Annotated in this window: 20 protein-coding genes; 13 read left to right on the forward strand and 7 right to left on the reverse strand. The window is 70.6% G+C overall.

The window, feature by feature from the left end:
• Positions 1 to 3 precede the first annotated feature (3 nt).
• Positions 4 to 294 carry a hypothetical protein gene (locus ACLLJJ_RS22715; protein WP_434600697.1) on the reverse strand — a complete coding sequence of 97 codons (291 nt, stop codon included), beginning with the start codon at positions 292 to 294 and terminating at the stop codon, positions 4 to 6.
• On the opposite strand from ACLLJJ_RS22715, the gene ACLLJJ_RS22720 reads away from it, so the two are divergent.
• The 3 genes from ACLLJJ_RS22720 to ACLLJJ_RS22730 all read left to right on the forward strand — a co-directional run bounded on the left by ACLLJJ_RS22720 (position 221) and on the right by ACLLJJ_RS22730 (position 2774).
• Complete coding sequence (locus ACLLJJ_RS22720; protein WP_434600490.1) at positions 221 to 481, forward strand: helix-turn-helix domain-containing protein; 261 nt, start codon at positions 221 to 223, stop codon at positions 479 to 481. The genes ACLLJJ_RS22715 and ACLLJJ_RS22720 overlap by 74 nt on opposite strands.
• A gap of 209 nt (positions 482 to 690) precedes the next feature.
• A complete protein-coding gene (locus ACLLJJ_RS22725) occupies positions 691 to 834 on the forward strand; it encodes a hypothetical protein (protein WP_434594572.1) in 144 nt (47 codons plus the stop codon).
• 713 nt (positions 835 to 1547) lie between these two features.
• Complete coding sequence (locus tag ACLLJJ_RS22730) at positions 1548 to 2774, forward strand: cytochrome P450 family protein (protein ID WP_434600491.1); 1227 nt, start codon at positions 1548 to 1550, stop codon at positions 2772 to 2774.
• A gap of 169 nt (positions 2775 to 2943) precedes the next feature.
• On the opposite strand, the gene ACLLJJ_RS22735 is transcribed toward ACLLJJ_RS22730, so the two are convergent.
• Positions 2944 to 3507, reverse strand: a complete 564-nt coding sequence (locus ACLLJJ_RS22735; RefSeq protein WP_434600492.1) for a hypothetical protein — start codon at positions 3505 to 3507, stop codon at positions 2944 to 2946.
• A 116-nt stretch (positions 3508 to 3623) separates the two neighbouring features.
• Between ACLLJJ_RS22735 and hemL the strand changes: the two genes are divergently transcribed.
• From hemL to ccsB, 7 genes are all read left to right on the forward strand, one after another.
• On the forward strand, positions 3624 to 4940 hold the full coding sequence (gene hemL, locus ACLLJJ_RS22740; RefSeq protein ID WP_434594575.1) for a glutamate-1-semialdehyde 2,1-aminomutase: 1317 nt from the start codon (positions 3624 to 3626) through the stop codon (positions 4938 to 4940).
• A gap of 47 nt (positions 4941 to 4987) precedes the next feature.
• Complete coding sequence (locus ACLLJJ_RS22745) at positions 4988 to 5635, forward strand: histidine phosphatase family protein (protein ID WP_434600493.1); 648 nt, start codon at positions 4988 to 4990, stop codon at positions 5633 to 5635.
• 151 nt (positions 5636 to 5786) lie between these two features.
• Positions 5787 to 7025 (forward strand): hypothetical protein, encoded by a 1239-nt coding sequence (locus ACLLJJ_RS22750; RefSeq protein WP_434594577.1) that lies wholly within the window; start codon positions 5787 to 5789, stop codon positions 7023 to 7025.
• 67 nt (positions 7026 to 7092) lie between these two features.
• Complete coding sequence (locus ACLLJJ_RS22755) at positions 7093 to 7716, forward strand: TlpA family protein disulfide reductase (RefSeq protein WP_434594580.1); 624 nt, start codon at positions 7093 to 7095, stop codon at positions 7714 to 7716.
• Between the two features lie 4 nt (positions 7717 to 7720).
• On the forward strand, positions 7721 to 8488 hold the full coding sequence (locus tag ACLLJJ_RS22760) for a cytochrome c biogenesis CcdA family protein (protein ID WP_434594582.1): 768 nt from the start codon (positions 7721 to 7723) through the stop codon (positions 8486 to 8488).
• Between the two features lie 4 nt (positions 8489 to 8492).
• Positions 8493 to 10220 (forward strand): cytochrome c biogenesis protein ResB, encoded by a 1728-nt coding sequence (resB, locus tag ACLLJJ_RS22765; protein WP_434594585.1) that lies wholly within the window; start codon positions 8493 to 8495, stop codon positions 10218 to 10220.
• The gene (gene ccsB, locus ACLLJJ_RS22770; protein WP_434594588.1) at positions 10217 to 11284 is read left to right on the forward strand and encodes a c-type cytochrome biogenesis protein CcsB; all 1068 of its coding nucleotides are present in this window, start codon (positions 10217 to 10219) and stop codon (positions 11282 to 11284) included. Before resB ends, ccsB begins: the two co-directional genes overlap by 4 nt.
• 224 nt (positions 11285 to 11508) lie before the next feature.
• On the opposite strand, the gene ACLLJJ_RS22775 is transcribed toward ccsB, so the two are convergent.
• The 4 genes from ACLLJJ_RS22775 to ACLLJJ_RS22790 form a co-directional block, all read right to left on the reverse strand.
• Positions 11509 to 13068 carry an ABC transporter substrate-binding protein gene (locus ACLLJJ_RS22775; protein ID WP_434594590.1) on the reverse strand — a complete coding sequence of 520 codons (1560 nt, stop codon included), beginning with the start codon at positions 13066 to 13068 and terminating at the stop codon, positions 11509 to 11511.
• Positions 13061 to 15130 carry a hypothetical protein gene (locus tag ACLLJJ_RS22780; protein ID WP_434594592.1) on the reverse strand — a complete coding sequence of 690 codons (2070 nt, stop codon included), beginning with the start codon at positions 15128 to 15130 and terminating at the stop codon, positions 13061 to 13063. The genes ACLLJJ_RS22775 and ACLLJJ_RS22780 overlap by 8 nt, the downstream gene beginning before the upstream one ends.
• Before the next feature lie 122 nt (positions 15131 to 15252).
• Positions 15253 to 15705 (reverse strand): nucleoside deaminase, encoded by a 453-nt coding sequence (locus tag ACLLJJ_RS22785; protein WP_434594595.1) that lies wholly within the window; start codon positions 15703 to 15705, stop codon positions 15253 to 15255.
• A 15-nt stretch (positions 15706 to 15720) separates the two neighbouring features.
• The gene (locus ACLLJJ_RS22790; protein ID WP_434594597.1) at positions 15721 to 17052 is read right to left on the reverse strand and encodes an aldehyde dehydrogenase family protein; all 1332 of its coding nucleotides are present in this window, start codon (positions 17050 to 17052) and stop codon (positions 15721 to 15723) included.
• 116 nt (positions 17053 to 17168) lie between these two features.
• Here ACLLJJ_RS22790 and ACLLJJ_RS22795 point away from each other — a divergent pair, with 116 nt between their 5' ends.
• Positions 17169 to 17597, forward strand: coding sequence for a MarR family winged helix-turn-helix transcriptional regulator (locus ACLLJJ_RS22795; RefSeq protein ID WP_434594600.1), 429 nt, complete (start codon positions 17169 to 17171; stop codon positions 17595 to 17597).
• 22 nt (positions 17598 to 17619) lie between these two features.
• Here the strand turns inward: ACLLJJ_RS22795 and ACLLJJ_RS22800 are convergent, their stop codons facing one another.
• On the reverse strand, positions 17620 to 18075 hold the full coding sequence (locus ACLLJJ_RS22800) for a PLD nuclease N-terminal domain-containing protein (RefSeq protein WP_434594603.1): 456 nt from the start codon (positions 18073 to 18075) through the stop codon (positions 17620 to 17622).
• 88 nt (positions 18076 to 18163) lie between these two features.
• Here ACLLJJ_RS22800 and ACLLJJ_RS22805 point away from each other — a divergent pair, with 88 nt between their 5' ends.
• Both ACLLJJ_RS22805 and mqnP read left to right on the forward strand, forming a co-directional pair.
• The gene (locus tag ACLLJJ_RS22805) at positions 18164 to 19621 is read left to right on the forward strand and encodes a menaquinone biosynthesis decarboxylase (protein ID WP_434594606.1); all 1458 of its coding nucleotides are present in this window, start codon (positions 18164 to 18166) and stop codon (positions 19619 to 19621) included.
• Positions 19618 to 20520: a menaquinone biosynthesis prenyltransferase MqnP gene (mqnP, locus tag ACLLJJ_RS22810; RefSeq protein WP_434594609.1), complete on the forward strand. Its 903-nt coding sequence runs from the start codon at positions 19618 to 19620 to the stop codon at positions 20518 to 20520. The genes ACLLJJ_RS22805 and mqnP overlap by 4 nt, the downstream gene beginning before the upstream one ends.

Consider the following 20520-nt stretch of genomic DNA (forward strand, 5'->3'; position numbering starts at 1 on the left):
CCTTCAGGACGGCCCGGTGCCTTCCGTGTCCTTCGTGCTGCCCATGCTGTCCGTGTCCTTGGGGTCCTTGGGGTCCCTGGGGTCCCTGGTGTCCTTGGCGTCTTCGGTGTCCGCCCGCTCCGACCAGGTGAGCTCCGCGACGAGCGAGCGGAAGGCTGTGCGGTACGTGCTGGGGCTGGTCCCCGTCAGGCGCTGGAAGTGGCGGCGCAGGTTGGCGGGAGTGCCGAGGCCGCTCCAGTACCTGCTCCGCGCACGCCTCCAGGAGTCCCGGCGTCTACTGCGGGAGACGGACACCCCCGTGGAGCACATCGCGGACCGGGTGGGATTCACCTCACCGGCCGCGCTGCGCCACCACTTCCGCACCCTCACCGACACCACCCCGAGCGCCTACCGCCGGGCCCAGCGTGCGGCGGGCGGGGATCGGTGTGCTCAGGGAGACGGCGGGGGAGCCGGGCCGGGCCGGGGCGGCCGTACGAAGTGACAGGAGTCGAACAACAGCTGTCCGAAGATGAGTTGTTGCTCGTAGGATCTGCGTACTCCTGATCCACAAGGAAGTTCGGCGTGTCCTGGAAGGGGCCCTGTCTTCGTGGTCGTAGTCGTGATCCTGGCCCACAGGCCTGTTGAGGTGTACGGGCCCGACTCCCCGCCCTTCCTGCGCTCCCCCCGCTCTCCCCGTTCCCCCCTCGCCTCGTGCTGAGCCGACCGAAAAGCGGTGCAGGACGGGCCTGGTGGCTCCTCGCGGTGGCGCTCGCGGCCGTCGGAGCCGCGCTCGCCGGTTGGGCCGGGGCCGCCGGGCTGCGCCAGATCCTGGCCGTGGGCTGCGCCGCCAGCTGACCGCCGAGCGCGCCGGGCGGGCCGGGGATCAGCGAGTGGCCGCCGCCCGGGCGGCGGCCGTGACCCACCTGGCCGAGGTACGGGTGCCCGCCATCGCCGAACGCGTGCGTGCGGGACAGCGGTTGGACGGAGTTCCCGGCCCGGTCGCCCCGGCGGCCGAGACCGGCGAGGAGTTCGCCCGCGCGCTGGCCGACGTGGTGGTGGCGCTCGGTTCGGACGAGGCGGTGCGCCGGGAGCGGGCCCTGCGGGACTCCGTACAGGCCGCCTTCGAATCCGTCGCCCGGAACATGCACGCCGTGGCCTTCGTACCGCACCGGCTGCTGACCGAGCCGCTGTCCCACTTCGACGCGTCGCCCCAGGCCGCCGCCGACCCCCGGCCGCCGTCCGTCGCGCCGGTGCCACCGCGGCGGACCGTCGAACCCGTGCCGCTGCACCAGACCGTCGCGCCGGTCGTGGCCACGCCGCCACGGAGCCGGGGCGACGGCGAGCCCGGCGGCGTACGGCAGCCCGCGGAGGCCCGGCCCGACGACGTACGGCAGCCGCCGGTGACCGAGCCTGGAACTGGCCGTCCCCGAGGCCGACCTGGCCTGGATCAAGTCGCCGTGGAGCAAGGGGCTCGCCGCGCTCCCGGTGCGCTTCACCAAACCGCATCTGCCGTCCGTACCACCGTCAGGAGAGCCCAGTTGAGCACCTCACACGGCACACCCCACCGCATGGACCCGGCCGGTGGCTGCCCGCACGCGGACAACGCGCGGCTGCTCGCCCGCGGCTCCGTGGCGACGGTCGTACTCCCCGGTGACGTCGAGGGCATGGTGGTCCTCGGGCACGACGCGCTCAAGGAGTTCCTCGCCCACCCCGACGTCGCCAAGGGCGCGGCGCACTTCACCGCGCTCCAGGAGGGGCGGATCCCCGACGGCTGGCCGCTGAAGACCTTCGCCACCGTGCAGGGCATGACCACCGCCGACGACACGGACCACCGGCGGCTACGGGCGCTGGTGAGCAGGGCGTTCACCGCCCGCCGGGTGGAGGAGCTGCGCCCGCGGATCGAGAAGGTGACCGCCGAGCTGCTGGACGGCCTGGAGCGCGCGGCCACGGCGGGCCGTGCGGCCGTCGACCTGCGGGAGCACTTCGCGCTGCCGCTGCCCATGGGCGTCATCTGCGAGCTGCTCGGTGTGGACGCCGCGCACCAAGGCCGGCTGCACCACCTGTCGAACCAGGTGGTCGCCACCGACATAGGCCCCAAGGAGGCGATGGCCGCCAACCGGGAGCTCGTCGAGGTGCTGGGCGCGATCGTCGCCGACCGCACCGGCAAGCCGGGCGAGGACCTCACCAGCGCGCTGATCGCGGCCCGCGAGGCGGACGGGGACCGGCTCAGCCCGCACGAGCTGATCGGCACCCTGCTGCTGATGATCATCGCCGGTCACGAGACCACGCTGAACCTCATCACCAACGCGGTACGGGCGCTGTGCGCCCACCGGGACCAGCTCGAACTGGCCCTGAGCGGCGCGGTCTCCTGGACGGACGTGGTCGAGGAGACGCTGCGCTGGGACGCCCCGGTGAGCTACTTCCCGTTCCGCTACCCCACCCGCGACCTGTCCCTGGCCGGCACGGTGATCCCCAAGGGCACGCCGGTGCTGGCCGGTTACTCGGCGGCGGGCCGCGACCAGGCGGCGTACGGCCCCGACGCGGACCGCTTCGACGTCACCAGGGCCGCTCGCAACCTCTCCCTGGGCCACGGCCCGCACTACTGCCTGGGCGCACCGCTGGCCCGGATGGAGGCCACCATCGCGCTGGAGCGGCTGTTCACCCGCTTCCCGGACCTGGACCTCGCCGTCCCGGAGGCGGAGGCGGCCCTGCCCCGACACGCGAGCTCCGTCGGCAACAGTGTGCGAAACCTGCCGGTGCGGTTGCGGGGGGAGACGGGGGCCGGGGGCCGCTGATCCGGTGATCCGCGCGCGGCGTGGCCGGTCCGAGAGGTCGTACGCAACGATCTCGCGGTCGCGGCCCAGCCTCGGATCAGCGGTCGCGGCCCCGCCTTGGATCAGGAGGGGGACGGCAGGGTGCCCGTACGAGCCGAAGTCGGCACGACCGTCATGGACAACCCGGCCATCAGGGCCATACCAGGCAATAGGGCTGATGTCCGGCCTCATGGAGCCGATGGCTGAAGTCCTGCCATTCGTGCAGCAATTGGTAGACGTAGTACGCGTCCCGCGGCCCTCCGCGATCCGGCACCGTCGACCAGATGAAGGCCGCCGCGCCCACCGACTCCTCGCCGATGCCGCGCAGCGGGTCGACGACCGTCATGGGGAGCTTGACCACCGCGTAGTCGGGGTGCAGCACGACCAGCTCCAGCGGGGGGACCTTGTGCAGCGGTATCCCCTCGATGCCGGTCAGGACCATCGCAGCGACCGTCTCCGGCTTGATCTTCGTGAACATGCCGCCCATGCCCAGCTCGTCGCCGCCCAGCTCCTCCGGGCGCATCGAAATGGGCACGCGGGCCGCCGTGGCGCCGTCAGGAGCGCCGAAATACTTGTAGGTCACCCCCACCCGGCCACTCCTGCTTCCCGTGTGCGCGTCGGTCATTTTCTCGTGCTCCCGACGGTGTCGGCCGCGCCGGGTCCGCTCGGGACCCAGGTCATCGGTCCCCTCGCCCACTTCGCCACCGCGATGCATATCTCCACCCGACCACTCGCGGCCGTGGCCGCGCAACCCGATCATCGTGACAGTGACCTCCCCCACGGATGTGCGGTGAAACACCTGTCCGCAAGTCCGTCCGAGCCTCTGACACCATGGCTTGTGTGAGCTTCCCCTATGACGCCCCAGTTTCGCAGACGCTTTTCGACCGCGCGTCCCTCGTGACGCCCGGCGGCGTGAACTCTCCGGTCCGTGCATTCAGGGCCGTGGGCGGTACGCCCCGGTTCATGGTGTCCGGTGCCGGTCCGTACCTCACCGATGCTGACGGCCGTGAGTACGTCGACCTCGTGTGTTCGTGGGGGCCGATGATTCTCGGCCACGCCCACCCCGAGGTCGTCGCGGCCGTGCAGGAGGCTGTCGCGCGCGGCACTTCCTTCGGTACGCCCGGTGAGGGCGAGGTCGCGCTCGCCGAGGAGATCGTCGACCGGATCGCGCCCGTCGAGCAGGTACGGCTCGTGTCGAGCGGTACCGAAGCGACCATGTCGGCCATCCGTCTCGCCCGTGGTTTCACCGGCCGCGCCAAGGTGGTGAAGTTCGCGGGCTGCTACCACGGCCACGTGGACGCGCTGCTCGCCGCCGCCGGATCCGGCCTCGCGACCTTCGCGCTGCCCGACACGCCGGGGGTCACGGGCGCCCAGACCGGCGACACGGTTGTCCTCCCGTACAACGATCTCGCCGCCGTACGAGCGGCCTTCGCCGCGCACCCCGGCGAGATCGCGTGCGTCATCACGGAGGCCTCGCCCGGCAACATGGGCGTTGTCCCGCCGGGAGAGGGCTTCAACCAGGGGCTCAAGGACCTGTGTGCCGAAAATGGCGCGTTGTACATCTCCGACGAGGTCATGACGGGCTTCCGTACGAGCAGGGCCGGCTGGTACGGCGTCGACGGTGTCGCACCCGACCTGATGACCTTCGGCAAGGTCATGGGTGGCGGATTCCCCGCCGCCGCGTTCGGCGGTCGGCGGGACATCATGGCGCACCTCGCGCCCGAGGGCCCCGTCTACCAGGCGGGCACCCTCTCCGGTAACCCGGTCGCCACCGCCGCCGGGCTCGCCCAGCTGCGGCTGCTCGACGACGCGGCGTACACGAAGGTCGACGCGGTGTCCGCGGAGATCCGGGCGCTCGTCACCGGGGCCCTCACCAAGGAGGGTGTCGCCCACCGCCTCCAGGCGGCGAGCAACATGTTCTCCGTCTTCTTCACGGCCGACGAGGTCCGCGACTACGAAGACGCGAAGAAGCAGGAAGCCTTCCGCTTCACCGCCTTCTTCCACTCGATGCTCGCCGACGGCGTCTATCTGCCGCCCTCGGCATTCGAATCGTGGTTCGTCTCGACGGCGCACGACGAGCGCGCCGTCGAGCGCATCGCCGCCGCGCTGCCGGCCGCCGCCCGCGCCGCCGCCGAGGTGACCGCGTGAGCGAGCTCACAAGAGGCGCGGCGGACGAGCTGACCGTCGTCCACCTGATGCGCCATGGCGAAGTGCACAACCCCGACGGGGTCCTGTACGGCCGCCGCTCCGGCTATCACCTCTCCGAGCTGGGCCGGCAGATGGCCGACCGGGTCGCCGAGCACCTGGAGGGGCGCGACATCACGCATGTCGTCGCCTCCCCGCTGGAGCGCGCCCAGGAGACCGCGACGCCGGTCGCCAAGTCACACAGCCTGGAGCTGGTCACCGACGACCGGCTGCTGGAGGCGGGCAACGTCTTCGAGGGCAAGACCTTCGGTGTCGGCGACGGCGCGCTGCGCAGGCCCGCGAACTGGAAGCACCTGACGAACCCGTTCCGCCCGTCCTGGGGTGAGGCGTACGTCGACCAGGCCGCCCGGATGATGGCCGCCCTGAGCGCCGCGCGCGACGCGGCCCGCGGTCACGAGGCGGTGTGCGTGAGCCATCAGCTGCCGATCTGGACCGTGCGCAGCTTCGTCGAGCGCCGGCGGCTGTGGCACGATCCGCGCAGACGGCAGTGCACGCTGGCCTCGCTCACCACCTTCACCTTCCGCGGCGACAAAATCGTCTCGGTGGGTTACAGTGAGCCGGCCCGCGACCTCGTACCGCCGCATCTGCTGGCGGGCGCGAAGCCCGTCAAGGGGCAGAGCAAGGCTTTCGGCGCGTAAACGCCAGTAAATGGCCAGTAAATGATCGGCAATCTTCAGCCATGGCTGAGAAAAATATGCGTCGGCGTCGGAACCTACGTGTTCGTCACGTCATCTCACTCGATGTCCATTTCTATGGGCGATGAGTATGACGAGTTCGGATGGGGACGGTATGCGCGACATCAGTCGAAGGGGCTTGCTGGGACTGGGAGTTGGGGCGGCGGCGGCGGTCGGGGTCGCCGGCTGCGGTTCCTCCGGTTCGGGCTCGGGGCGGCCCGGCTCCGACCAGGGCAAGGGTGACGGCGGTGGGAACGGGGCCGACAAGCCCGAGATACGTCTCATAGGCGACGGCTCCACCGCCGACACTGGCAAGCAGCCGAACCAGCCCAAGAAGCCCGTCCCTCTGCAGCCCGGCGAGACTCCGCCGCAGTTCGTGATCTTCTCCTGGGACGGCGCGGGCGAGGTCGGCAACGGCCTCTTCCCGCGCTTCCTGAAGGTCGCCAAGGACCACGACGCGGCGATGACCTTCTTCCTCTCCGGCCTCTACCTGTTGCCCGAGTCGAAGAAGGACCTCTACAAGCCGCCGAACAATCCGGTCGGCGCCTCCGACATCGGCTATCTCACCGACGACCACATCAAGGCCACGCTCAAGGGCGTACGCCAGGCCTGGCTCGACGGCCACGAGATAGGCACCCACTTCAACGGGCACTTCTGCGCGGGCTCCGGCTCCGTCGGCAGCTGGACGCCCGCCCAGTGGGAGAGCGAGACCGCGCAGGCGAAGTCCTTCGTCACCGAGTGGAAGACGAACAGCGGCTGGACCGACCTCGACCCGCTGCCCTTCGACTACGAGAAGGAGCTCGTCGGCGGCCGTACGCCGTGTCTGCTCGGCCAGGACAACCTGCTGCCGACGGCGAAGAAGCTCGGCTGGCGCTACGACGCCAGCTCGCCCGGCGGCCGTCAGATGTGGCCCGTCAAGCGCAAGGGCCTGTGGGACCTGCCGCTCCAGGCCGTGCCGTTCCCGGGGCATTCCTTCGAGGTGCTCTCGATGGACTACAACATGCTCGCGAACCAGTCGAAGAATTCGACCAAGGGCCCGCCCGCGCGTTACCCGGGATGGAAGCAGGAGGCCGCGGGAGCGTATCTCGCCGGTTTCAAGCGCGCGTACGAGAGCAATCGCGCGCCCTTCTACATCGGCAACCACTTCGAGCAGTGGAACGGCGGCATCTACATGGACGCCGTGGAAGAGGCGATCAAGGGCATGGCCGGGAAGAAGGACGTACGTCTGGTCTCCTTCCGGCAGTTCTGCGACTGGCTCGACGTCCAGGACCCGAAGGTGCTCGCCAAACTGCGTTCCCTCGAAGTAGGCCAGGCGCCGACCGGCGGCTGGAAGAGCTTCCTCACCGCATCTTGACAAGGGGCTTTACGGGCACCATGGGGGGCGCGGAAGATCACGGGAACGCTCATGCGAAACTTTTCACATGAGCCTTAGCCGCGCCCCCCGCCGCCGCTCGAACCGCACTCGTCACGCTGCCGCCGCGGCGGCCGTCGCGGTCGTCGGCGCGCTGACCCTGTCGGCGTGCGGAGGCGACGGCAGTACGTCCTCGGGCACCGGCGGCGCCAAGTTCGTCACCGGCGACAGCGGCATCTCCACCGTCGCCAAGGGCGACCGGCAGGACGCGCCCCAGCTCGACGGCACCACGCTCGAAGGCAAGAAGCTCGACGTCGGCGACTTCAAGGGCAAGGTCGTCGTCATGAATGTCTGGGGCTCCTGGTGCCCGCCCTGCCGCGCCGAGGCGCCGCATTTCTCGAAGGTCGCCAAAGAGACGAAGGCCGACGGCGTGGAGTTCGTGGGGATCAACACCCGCGACGACACCAAGGATCCGGCGCTCAAGTTCGAGGAAGATTACGGCGTCGCTTATCCGAGCCTGTACGACCCGATCGGCAAACTCATTCTGCGCTTCCCCAAGGGCAGCCTGAATCCGCAGGCCATTCCGTCGACGATCGTCATCGACCGGGAGGGCCGGATCGCGGCCCGCACGCTCACCGCCCTCAATGAGAAGAAGCTGCGCCAGATGATCGACCCGTTGATCGCGGAGAAGTGATCCTGTGAGTGTTCTGGCCGCGGCGATCTCCGATCCGAACCCGACGGTTCTGAACGGCGCGCTGCTCCTCGCGGTACCGATCGCCGTCGCCGGCGGACTCGTCTCGTTCTTCTCGCCCTGTGTGCTGCCGCTCGTCCCCGGCTATCTGTCGTACGTCACCGGTATCAGCGGCACCGACCTCGCGGAGGCCAAGCGCGGCCGGATGGTCGCCGGAGCCTCGCTCTTCGTCGTCGGATTCACCGCCGTGTTCGTCTCCGGCGGGGCGCTCTTCGGCTACTTCGGCTCCACGCTCCAGGAGCACCAGGAGATCCTCTCCAAGGTGCTCGGTGGGCTGATGATCCTGATGGGCATCTTCTTCATGGGCATGATGCCCTGGCTCACCCAGCGCGAATTTCGCTTCCACAAGCGGCCGGTGGCCGGGCTGGTGGGCGCGCCCGTCCTTGGCGCCCTCTTCGGCATCGGCTGGACGCCGTGCATCGGCCCGACCCTGGCCTCGGTGATCGCCCTCTCCGCCGAGCAGGCGAGCGCCGGGCGCGGGGCGATACTGACCGTCGCGTACTGCCTCGGTCTCGGCGTGCCCTTCGTGCTCGCCGCGGTGGCGTTCCGCAAGGCGCTCGGCGCGTTCAGCTGGGTGAAGAAGCACTACGTCTGGGTGATGCGCATCGGCGGGCTGATGATGATCGCGACCGGCCTGCTGCTCGTCACGGGCGTCTGGAACGGCCTCGTCCAGGACATGCAAGGCTGGTCCAACGGCTTCACGGTGGGGATCTAGTTCCATGAGCAAGACCAAGACAGGGCCCGCGGACACCTCCGGGGACACCGAAGAGCAGCAGGACCAGGGGCTCGGCGCGGCCGGTGCCCAGCTGTCCACGGCGCCCCGCGAGGACACCGGCCTCAGCATGCCCACGCTCGGCGTGATCGGCTGGGCGCGCTGGTTCTGGCGGCAGCTGACCTCGATGCGGGTGGCGCTGCTGCTGCTCTTCATGCTGTCGCTCGGCTCCATCCCCGGCTCGCTGATCCCGCAGACCAGCGTCGACGAGGGCAAGGTCGCCGACTTCCGCGCATTGCACAAGACGCTCTCGCCGATCTACGACGACCTGGGCCTGTTCCACGTCTACAGCTCGGTGTGGTTCTCCGCGATCTACCTGCTCCTTTTCATCTCGCTCATCGGCTGCATCGTGCCCCGCACCTGGCAGTTCGTCGGCCAGCTGCGCAGCCGCCCGCCGGGCGCCCCCAAGCGTCTGACGCGGCTGCCCGCGTACACGACGTGGCGCACCGACGCCGAGCCCGAGCAGGTGCGCGAGGCCGCGCTGGCGATGATGAGGAAGCGCCGCTACCGGGCGCACCCGGCGGGCGACGCGGTCGCCGCGGAGAAGGGCTACCTGCGCGAGACCGGCAACCTCCTCTTCCACATCGCGCTCATCGTGATGCTGGTGTCGTTCGCCACCGGGCAGCTCTTCAAGTCCGAGGGCGGCAAGCTCGTCGTCCAGGGCGGTGGCTTCGCCAACACGCTCACGCAGTACGACGACTTCAAGTCCGGGACGCTCTTCGACAAGGACCACGACCTGGCGCCCTTCAGCTTCCAGCTGGACAAGTTCGTCGGGACGTACGAGCGCAGTGGCCCGCAGCGCGGCACGCCCCGTGTCTACGAGGCGCATGTGACGTACGCGAAGGGCTCGGACGGCGCGGAGAAGAAGGCCGTCATCGAGGTGAACTCGCCCCTGACGGTCGACGGCTCCAAGGTCCACCTCATCGGGCACGGCTACGCGCCGGTCGTCACCGTCCGGGACAGCAAGGGCAAGAAGGTCTTCTCGGGCGCGGTCCCCATGCTGCCGATGGACTCCAACGTCACCTCGTCCGGCGCGGTCAAGGTCATGGACGGGTACCGCGACAAGAACGGCAAGAAGGACCAGCTGGGCTTCCAGGCCTTCTTCGTACCGACGTTCGCGGGCGCCGGCCAGGGCACGATGCTCTCCCAGTACCCCGGCCTCGACGACCCGCGGCTCGCGCTCAACGCCTTCCACGGCAGCCTCGGCGTCGACGCCGGGCTGGCCCAGAACGTGTACCAGCTCGACAAGCGCAAGATGAAGCCGTTCAAGGACGCCAAGGGCGCGGACCTCAAGCAGCGCCTCGCGCCCGGCGAGACCATGAAGCTTCCCGACGGCGCGGGTACCGTCACGTTCGAGAAGGACGTGAAGGAGTGGGCGACGTTCCAGATCTCCCAGCAGCCGGGCACCCAGCTCGCGCTGATCGGAGCCGTCGCGGCCATCGCGGGCCTGTCGGGCTCGCTGTTCATCCAGCGGCGCCGGATCTGGATCCGGGCCGCACGGGGCAAGGACGGTGTCACCGTCGTCGAGATGGCGGGGCTCGGCCGCAGCGAGTCCACGAAGCTCCCCGAAGAACTGGCCGGCCTGGCCGCCCAGCTGAACACCGAGGCGCCGACCGCGCCACCGGCGCCCGACCCCGCAGATCCTGCTGAACCCGCCGAAGGAGCCCGCGCGTGAATCTCGCGGCCGAGACCAACGAGAACCTCGCCAGCATCAGCAATGTGCTGATCTATTCGTCGATGGCCATCTACCTGCTGGCCTTCTTCGCCCACATCGCCGAGTGGGTCCTCGGCAGCCGCAGCAAGGTGGGCCGCACGGCCGCCGCGCTGACGGGCAAGGCACCGGCCCGGGCCGCCGCCCCGGCCGCCGGCTCCGTCGCCGTACTCGACAAGCCCCAGGTCGTCACGCGCGCCCCGGCCGGCTCCCGTGATGTCCCGGACGGCCCCGGCGCGGCGGGCGGCACGGAGAAGGGCGACCTCTACGGACGCGTCGCCATCTCACTGACCGCCCTGGCGTTCCTCATCGAGGCGGCCGGCGTCGCGTCCCGTGCGATGTCGGTGCAGCGCGCGCCGTGGGGCAACATGTACGAGTTCTCGATCACCTTCTCCACGGTGCTCGTGGCGGTCTACCTGGTCTTCCTGGCCGCGAGGAAGAACGTCCGCTGGGCGGGCCTGCCGCTGGTCACCACGGTCCTCCTGGACCTCGGTATCGCCACCAAGTGGCTCTACACCGACAGCGACCAGCTGGTCCCGGCGCTCGACTCGTACTGGCTGTGGATCCACGTCTCCACCGCGATCTTCTGTGGCGCGGTCTTCTACCTCGGCGCGGTCGGCACCCTGCTCTACCTCTTCCGCGACTCGTACGAGGCGAAGCTCGCCGCGGGCCGCAAGCCGGGCATCTTCGCCACCTCGGTGCTGGAGCGGCTGCCGTCGGCGGCGACGCTCGACAAGTTCTCGTACCGCGTGAACGCGGCGGTCTTCCCACTGTGGACGTTCACGATCATCGCGGGCGCGATCTGGGCGGGCGACGCGTGGGGCCGCTACTGGGGCTGGGACCCCAAGGAGGTCTGGTCCTTCATCACGTGGGTCGCGTACGCCTGCTACCTGCACGCCCGCGCGACGGCGGGCTGGAAGGGCCGCAAGGCCGCCTACCTGGCGCTCTTCGCCTTCGGTTGCTGGCTGTTCAACTACTACGGCGTGAACATCTTCATCAACGGCAAGCACTCGTACGCGGGCGTCTGACACCTGACACCGCTGTACGGCTACGGAGGCCGGCTTCCTGCGACCCGGGTCGTGGGGGACCGGCCTTTGTCGTACGGGGGCGGGCGCCCGGATCCGCGTGCGTACGGTCGCGCTGTCCTTGCTGAGCCACGAGGTGCCGACGGCTTCGGAGTGACCGTGGTCGCGACGACCCAGGCCCGAACCGGGGCGGGGCGACCCGCCGACCCCACCCCGCCCGCCCTCCGCTAGGACCCCGCTCCGCCCGGCGGCAGGCACGTCTTCGACGGGGGCTCGCCCTCCGGCCAGGCCACTTCCACGAAGCGCTGGCTGCCGTCGCGGGCCAGCTCCACCACCGGCACCGCCTTGTTGTGCGGGTTGCCGTGGTTGTCCAGGCAGATCCAGCCGCTCGCACCCTCGACCCGCAGCGAGCCCTTCACGCGCGCCCACTGGCCGGCCACCTCGGCCGGCGCCGGTACCAGCTCTTCGCCTTCGCCCGGCGCCTGCCTGATGCCGTGCACGGCCAGGGCCAGAGCGTCGTACGCGATGATCGCCTGCCCGTCGTTCAGCGAGGTCGCCCCGATCGGGCCGAGCCCGGGCTTCGCCGCGCGCGCGAGCAGATCCGTGAAGGTCTCGTACGCCTCCGTTGAGCCGCCGGTCTTCGGGGCCTTCGCGGCGTCCGCCCACGCGTCGGGGTGGGCGAGGGCCGCGTAGCGGACCGTGACCCTGGTGCTGAGCGCGGCCCTGTTCAGCTTCTTGTCGCCGCCCAGGTACGAGCCCTCGTCCCCGGTGAGCACCGTGAACGCGCGGTCCCGGCAGCCGCGCGCGCCCAGCGCGTTGATGAACTGCCGCAGTTGGGTGTGACGTCCGGCGAAGTACACCGTGTCGGCGCTGGTGTCGCAGATGAGGTGGGTGATCTGGCGGAAGGTGTTGGGTGTAGTGCCCTCCTCGGTCGGGTCCTCGGGCGAGGTGAACAGCTGCGGCTCGTACGGCGCGCCCTTGAGCAGGCCCGCGAAGGCGGCCTTCAGCGTGTCCGTGTAGTAGTCGCCGACGACCGTGTCCTGCACCAGGAGCGCCTTGTCGGGCCTGACCTTGCCGAAGTGCGCCAGGGCGCGTGCCTCGTCGCGGTTGGTGGGTGAGACCCGCGCCAGGCCGGGGTAGGGGTCCTTGCCCTTCGCGCCGTTGGCGATGTCGTCCGCCGTGATGGTGGTGCCGACGACCGCGATGCCCTTGCGGGCGGTCAGCTCGGCCACCGCCGCCTTGACCGGCGCGCTGCTGGTGGCCACGCCGGACACCACGCGCAGCCGGTCGGGCGCGTCCGTCATGCCGTCGAGCCGCTCCACGACCGGTTCCCAATGGGCGTTGTTCCTGCCGGTGTTGGCGAGGACGAGGCGGATCTTGGGCATCTCCCCGTTGGACTCGCGGTTGGCCCGGTACTGCTGGAGGTATGCCCCCTGCGTCTCGTGCAGGATCTTGGTCCGCATGCCCATGTCGGTGGAGGTGAACGGCAGCATCAGCGCCACCGTCGCGTACGAGTCCTTCTCAAGGGTGTCGTTCTCGCGGTCGATCGCCTGGACCACGTCCTTCAACTCCGGTACCGCGAACTCGAATCCGCTGCTCGATACGCCTACGCACTCGTCGCTGCCCACCGGCCGCTCCACGCCCGCCGCGCACGAGCGGTCCTCGGGGTCGTTGGCCTGGTCGACGGCGATCAGAGTGCCGCCGGTGAGGAGTGCGGCCACCAGCGCGGAGGTGACGATCCGCTGCCTGGTGGAGTACCAGACGTGGTAACGCAACCGGTTACGCATCGGAGTTCCCCTCGTCCCGGCCGGGCGGCATGCTCGGCGCCTGCCAGGCCCTGATGTCCTTCGGCCAGTGGGAAGCGGCGTCCCACAGCACGCTGTTGCCCGTCAGATGCTGTCCGGACAACTGCCGTAGTTCGTGCGCCATTTTGTCGATCACCTCGTCGTCCGGGAGGACCAGCGGATCGGACAGGAACCACATCGCGTGCAGCAGCCTGCGCAGCCGCAGATGCAGTTCGACCTCGTCGTGACCCAGGCCGGCGGGCAGCTCCGGTGGGGACTCCTGCCCCAGGGCCGCCGCCCGCCGCGGATCGGGGCCGCTGTCGCGCCCGCGCGGGGAGGGCGCGGAGGCGATGAAGCGCAGCTCGCCGAGCCAGCCGAGCACCCCTGTCGCCGGGAACGTCCCGCGCAGGTGCGTCACACAGTCCTCGGCCCGCCCGAGGACCAGCTTTTGGTGGAGGCGGAATGCCGGGTGCTGCTCGCCGTACGCGGAGTGCAGCGTCTCGTGCACCGCCCGCCACACCGCGTACGACGGATGGTCGCCGTCGTGGAACCGCAGCCGGTGCAGCAGCAGGGCGCGCAGCAGCGGATCGGCGATGAAGTGCTCGGGCCCCACCGGCCAGTCCTCGGCCAGCAGCAGGTCCCGTACGCGCAGGGCGACATCACCGTCGTACGACTCGCCGCGCAGCCGGGTCCTGGCGAGCAGCCGCGCGGAGTCCTCGCCGTGCGCGGCGGCGAGGACGGCGAGGGTGTCGCGGCGCAGACCGGGCGGCAGCAGCCGGTCGAGCAGCTCATCGGCGACCGGCACCGGCGGCTGGTCCTCGCGCAGCTCGACGGTGCGGTCGAAGAGCGCGCCGGGCACCAGCGACGCCGGTTCCGCGGCCTCCCCGGCCGCCTGCGCGAGCAGGACGGCGCCCAGCGGACGCCCGCCGGTCAGCCGGTGCACCCCGCGGGCCAGCCCCGAGGGCGTGCGGCGGTGGGGGTCGTACCGGTCGAAGGCCGTGCGTACGTGCGCGGGGCTGAGCGGGGTGAGCTCGACGGCGAGGATGCCCGACGTGACGTCGGTGCCGCGCGGACACGGCGCGGTGTGCGCGACCTCGGGCAGCCGGAGTCGGGCGGCGTGCCGCAGCCCGTCGTGCTCCCGCATCCGGGACGTGGCGAAGACGACGACCTGGTCGCGGTGGCCGCTCGCACTGCGCCGGCGGAGCACCGGCTCCACGAGGGCCCGGCCGAGCGGGAGATGGGCGTTGTCGAGCAGGATCAGCGGGCGGCCCCGGCGGGCGCCGCTCCCCGCCAGGCCCCGGTAGGCATGGGTCAGGTCGGCGATCAGCGCGGACACCAGGTGCGCCTCGGCGCGGGCGCGCAGCTCGCCGCCGCGCTCGAAGTCCACGGCGAGCAGGCGCAGTCCGCGGGTGCCGCTGTCCCCGGCGTTCGGGTACGAGCCGTACCAGGGCGTGGTGCGCTTCTGTGCCCAGCCGAACAGCTCGGTGACGACGGTCTCGACGGTTTTCTCCGCGACCATGCCGACGATGGGGGCGGCGCCCTCCAGGGCGAGCCCGGCGAGCGTCGTAAGCAGTTCGCTGACCCAGCCGGGGGCGGGCCCCTTCTTCTCGTTGACGGTGGCGAGTACCGGGCCGAGGCGCAGCAGGTCGCGCCGTGCCTGTTCGTCGTCGTCGCGGGTCCAGCCGGTGCTGGCGACGGCCACCAGGCCGAGAGCGAGCCGCGGGAACTGGACGGCCTTCCCCGCGGGCGCCTTGGGCGCGAGCTGGATGGCCAGTTCGGTCAGGGCCCCGGTGACGGGTGTCCAGCCGGGGCCGTGCTCGGCGGGTGCCGCGACGGAACCGCAGTCGAGGAACGCGACGGGCGTGCCGGTGCGGTAGACGTGCCGGAGCTGTTTGAGCACGGCGGTCTTGCCCATGCCGCGCCCGCCGGTCAGGACGACGACGGGCGGGTCGTCACCGTGCTCGTAGGCGACCTTGGCGAAGCCGGCCGGGGCCAGACCGGTCAGCCGCGCGGCGAGCCCCGCCTGGTCGAATATCGCCTCGCGTCCGTACAACTGTCGTTCCACAGCACCCCCCGTGCCACGCGACATGCCCTGCCGCAGCATCAACACCAGGATATCGACGGGTGGTTGCTCTGTCCGGAAATTCCGGACGGTTCGTCAGATGATCCGGCGGGCGGGGGCGCCGGTCAGTCGTCGCCGATGTCCTCGTTCCACAGGTCCGGGTGGTCCCTGATGAAGTCGCGCATGAGCGTGACGCACCCGGGGTCGTCGAGCTGCACGATCCGCACGCCGTGCTCCGCCAGCCAGTCGTGCCCGCCCCGGAAGGTCAGCGACTCGCCGATCACGACCCGCGAGATCCCGAACTGCCGTACCAGACCGCTGCAGTACCAGCAGGGGGAGAGCGTGGTCACCATTGTCGTGCCCCGGTACGAGCGTTGCCGCCCCGCCGCACGGAACGCCGCCGTCTCCGCGTGCATGGACGGGTCGCCGTCCTGGACGCGGCGGTTGTGGCCGCGCCCCAGGAGCGTGCCGTCCGCGCCGTACAGGGCGGCGCCGATGGGGACGCCGCCCTCGGCGAGCCCCGCGCGCGCCTCCGCGACGGCGGTCGCCAGCCATTCCCGTGCCTGTGCCTGGTCCATGGTGTCCACTGTGCGTCAGACGAGCGGCTTGTCCAGCACCGCCTTGCGGTGGCTGAACGTTTCGAGGGAGTAGCGCCCGTGGTAGTTGCCCATGCCGCTCTCGCCGACGCCGCCGAACGGCAGGTCGGACACGGTGAGATGGGCGAGCGGCAGCCCCAGGCCGAGCGCGCCCGACGAGGTCTCGGCGGAAAGCCGGTCGCGGGTGTCGGCCGACTCGGTGAACGCGTACAGGGCCAGCGGCTTGTCGCGGTCGTTGATGAAGGCGATGGCCTCGTCCAGACCGGCCACCTCGATGAGGGGCAGGACGGGCCCGAAGATCTCCTCGCGCATCACGGGGGAGTCCGGCGCGACGTCGGCGAGCACGGTCGGGGCGATGTACTTCGTCGTACGGTCGTGGGCGCCGCCCGTCACGGTGCGGCCGGATTCCAGGAGGCCCACCAGCCGGTCGAAGTGGCGCTCGTTGACGATGCGCCCGTACTCCGGGCTCTGCGCGGGGTCGGCGCCGAACAGCGCCTCGACGGCCTTCGCGAGCGCGGTCTGCAGTTCGGCGGAGGTCTCGGGGTCGGTCAGTACGTAGTCGGGGGCGACGCAGGTCTGGCCCGCGTTGAGGAACTTGCCCGCGACCAGCCGCCCGGCGACGACGGCGATGTCGGTGTCGCGGTCGACGAGCACCGGTGATTTGCCGCCGAGTTCGAGGGTGACCGGGGTGAGGTTGCGGGCGGCTGCCGTCATGACGATCCGGCCCACCGCGCCGTTGCCGGTGTAGAAGATGTGGTCGAAGTGCTGCTCAAGGAGGGCCGTGGTCTCCGGGACGGCGCCCTCGACGACGCCGAAGGCGTCGGTGTCCAGGTACTCGGGGAGCAGCCGGGCCAGCGTGGCGGAGGTGGTGGGGGCCAGCTCGCTGGGCTTGACGACCACGCAGTTGCCCGCGGCCAGGGCGCCCACGACGGGGGCGAGCAGCAGCTGGACCGGGTAGTTCCACGGCGCGATGACGAGGACCAGGCCGAGCGGGTCCTGCACCGTCCAGGCCGTGGCCCCGCCGAGCGCGGCCGGCACCGGAGCGGGCTCGGGGAGCAGCCACTTCTCCAGGTGGTCCAGGGTGTGGTCGATCTCGCGGACGGTGAAGTCGATCTCGGTGCGGTACGCCTCCTTGCGGCTCTTGCCGAGGTCGGCGTGGAGCGCCTCGGCGATCTCGTCGCCGCGCTCGGTCAGCAGGGCGCGCAGCTGCCGCAGCTGGCCGGTGCGCCAGGCCAGGGGTGCGGTGCGGCGGCTGCGGAAGGTGGCGCGCAGTCGGGCGACCAGCTCGGCGGGCGTCTCGGCCCCGGTCTTCTCTGCGGTGGTGGGCACGGTCTTCTCCTCGCGTCGCGCGGCGGCATAACCTTGATATGGTCAAGCAATTAAATACATGTAACTACCAAAGATTGAGCATGTCAAGTGAAGCGAGTGGGAGTGAAGTGGCCGACATGACCGACCCGGCGAGCCCCGAGCCGGGCGCCCTGATGGAACCGCTGGCGCTCGTGGTCCGCGCACACCACGACGACCTCACTGTCGTGGCCACTCGTCACGGCCTCAGTACAGCCCAGGCCCGCGCGCTTGTCGCGCTGAACGAGCCCATGCCGATGCGGGCCCTCGCGGACCACCTGGTGTGCGACGCGTCCAACGCCACCGGGCTCATCGCCCGCATGGAGACCCGCGGCCTCGTCCGCCGCGACCCGGCCCCCGGCGACCGCCGCAGCAAGGTCGCGAGCCGGACGCCGACCGGAACCGACCTCGCGCTGCGCATCCGCGCCGAGATGCGGACCGTGCACGCGGCCCTGGAGGCGCTCACCCCGGAGGAGCGCACGGCCCTGCTGCCCCTGCTCGAACGGCTGGGGCGGCTCCTGACCCGCTGAAAGGGGGACGTACGCCGGTGCGTCAGGCCTTCGGCGGCGCGGCGTCGTCGGGCCCCGCGCCGGGCCCGTTGCCGCTCTCGCGGCGCCTGAGCTCCTCCTCGCGGCGGAGCAGCTCCGCCTCCCGGGCCGCCAGGGCCTCGGGCGAGGGCTCGTCCTTCTTGCTCTCCTCGGCCTTCGCGGCCTTCTTGTCGTCCCGCAGCGACGCCAGGAACTCCGGGTTGTCGTCGGGCGCGGTCCACTTCGGCCGACCGCCGCGCAGTCCGCCGGACCCCGCAGCGCCGTCCCGCGGGCCACCGCGCACTTTGCCCACCGCGAGCCAGGCGACCGGGCCGATCAGCACCTCGCCGAAGAGCAGCACGATGATCACCCACACCACCTTCGGCAGGTGGCGGACCTCTTTCTCCGGGGTGTTGAGGCAGTCGATGAAGGCGTAGATCCACAGCGCCAGAACAAGCAGGAACGGCAGATACCTGAGCATGAAGACAAGCCCCCAGAACGCGGACCGCGGGGACCGTGCGCGGCCCCGGTGACGTGGCCAGCGTAATGCGTACCGGATACTGGATCGCATGGCTTACGACGATCTTCGCTCCCTGCTCCGGGCGCTGGAGCGCGAGGGCGACCTCCTGCGCATCAAGGCCGAAGTCGACCCGCACCTGGAAGTCGGGGAGATCGTCGACCGGGTGAACAAGGCGGGCGGCCCGGCGCTCCTCTTCGAGAACGTCAAGGGTTCATCGATGCCCCTGGCGATGAACGTCTTCGGGACCGACCGCAGGCTGCTCAAGTCGCTCGGCCTGAAGTCGTACGACGACATCAGCGACAAGATCGGCGGGCTGCTGAAGCCCGAGCTGCCGCAGGGCTTCATGGGGGTCAGGGAGGCCTTCGGGAAGCTCGGCAGCATGGCGCACGTACCGCCGAAGAAGGTGAAGTCGGATGCCGCGCCCGTCCAGGAAGTCGTCCTCACCGGCGACGACGTGGACCTCGACAAGCTCCCGGCGCTCTTCACCTGGCCCGAGGACGGCGGCTCGTTCTTCAACCTCGGCCTGACGCACACCAAGGACCCGGAGTCGGGTGTGCGCAACCTCGGCCTGTACCGCCTCCAGCGCCACGACAAGCGCACCATCGGCATGCACTGGCAGATCCACAAGGACAGCCGCAACCACTACCAGGTGGCCGCGCGGCGCGGTGAGCGGCTGCCGGTCGCGATCGCCTTCGGCGCGCCGCCGGCCGTGACGTACGCGTCGACCGCGCCGCTGCCCGGGGACATCGACGAGTACCTCTTCGCGGGCTTCCTGCAGGGCAAGCGCGTCGAGATGGTCGACTGCAGATCGGTCCCGCTCCAGGTCCCCGCGCACGCCGAGGTCGTCCTTGAGGGGTGGCTGGAGCCCGGGAACATGCTTCCCGAGGGGCCGTTCGGCGACCACACCGGCTTCTACACGCCGCAGGAGGACTTCCCCGCGCTGACGATCGACACGATCACGATGCGCAAGCGTCCGCTGCTCCAGTCGATCGTCGTCGGCCGGCCGCCGACGGAGGACGGGCCGCTGGGCCGGGCGACGGAGCGGTTCTTCCTGCCGCTGCTCAAGGTGATCGTGCCGGACATCGTGGACTACCACCTGCCCGAGGCGGGCGGCTTCCACAACTGCATCATCGTGTCGATCGACAAGAAGTACCCGAAGCACGCGCAGAAGGTGATGTCGGCGATCTGGGGCGCGCACATGCTGTCCCTGGAGAAGCTGATCGTCGTGGTCGACTCCGACTGCGACGTGCACAACTACCACGAGGTGGCGTGGCGGGCCTTCGGGAACGTCGACTACTCGCGGGACCTGGTGGTCACCGAGGGCCCGGTCGACCACCTCGACCACGCGTCGTACCAGCAGTTCTGGGGCGGCAAGGCGGGCGTCGACGCGACGAAGAAGCTGCCCGAGGAGGGCTACGTACGGGACGGCGGCTGGCCGAACATGGTCGAGTCGGACCCGGGGACGGCGGCCAAGGTGGACCGCCGCTGGAAGGAGTACGGCCTGTGACCTCCGCCGCTGCCGCCCTCCCGCAGATGGGCCGGACCAAGGCCTTCCTGCGTCTTGTGATGATCGAGCACTCGGTCTTCGCGCTGCCCTTCGCCTACATCGCCGCGCTCACCGCGATGTTCCAGCTGGACGGGAACGTCCACTGGGGCAAACTGCTGCTCGTCACCGTCGCGATGGTCGGGCTGCGTACGTTCGCGATGGCGTGCAACCGCATCATCGACCGCGAGCTCGACGCCCGTAACCCCCGTACCGCCAACCGCGAGTTGGTCACCGGTGTGGTCACCGTCCGCTCGGCGTGGACCGGCGCGATCGTTGCCGTCGTCGTCTTCCTCGGCGCCGCGGCCCTGCTCAACCCGCTCTGCCTGGCCCTCGCACCGGTCGCCGTCGTCCCGATGGTGGTCTATCCGTACGGGAAGCGCTTCACCAACTTCCCGCACGCGATCCTCGGCATCGCCCAGGCCATGGGCCCGGTCGGCGCCTGGATCGCGATCACCGGCGAGTGGTCCTGGGACGCGGCGATCCTCGGTCTCGCGGTCGGCGTCTGGATCGGCGGCTTCGACCTGATCTTCGGCAGCCAGGACGTCCAGGCGGACCGCGCGCACGGCGTGAAGTCGGTGCCGGCCCGCTTCGGCATCCCCGCCGCGCTGTACGGCGCGCGGGCCTGCCACGCGGTGACGACGCTCCTGCTGGTCTGGTACGCGCTGGCCACCGACGCCGGCGCGTTCTTCTGGATCGGCCTGGTGATCGTGGTCGCGGCCTTCCTCTACGAGCACACCGTCGTGAAGCCGCACGACCTGTCCCGGCTCAACCGGGCGTTCTTCCAGGTCAACGGATTCATCGGCATTGCCCTGTTCGTGTGCGCGCTGCTCGACCTGCTGGTGCGCGGCCTCACTGTCTGA

Origin of the sequence: Streptomyces sp. A5-4, assembly GCF_051131715.1 — a bacterium.
GTDB lineage: Bacteria > Actinomycetota > Actinomycetes > Streptomycetales > Streptomycetaceae > Streptomyces.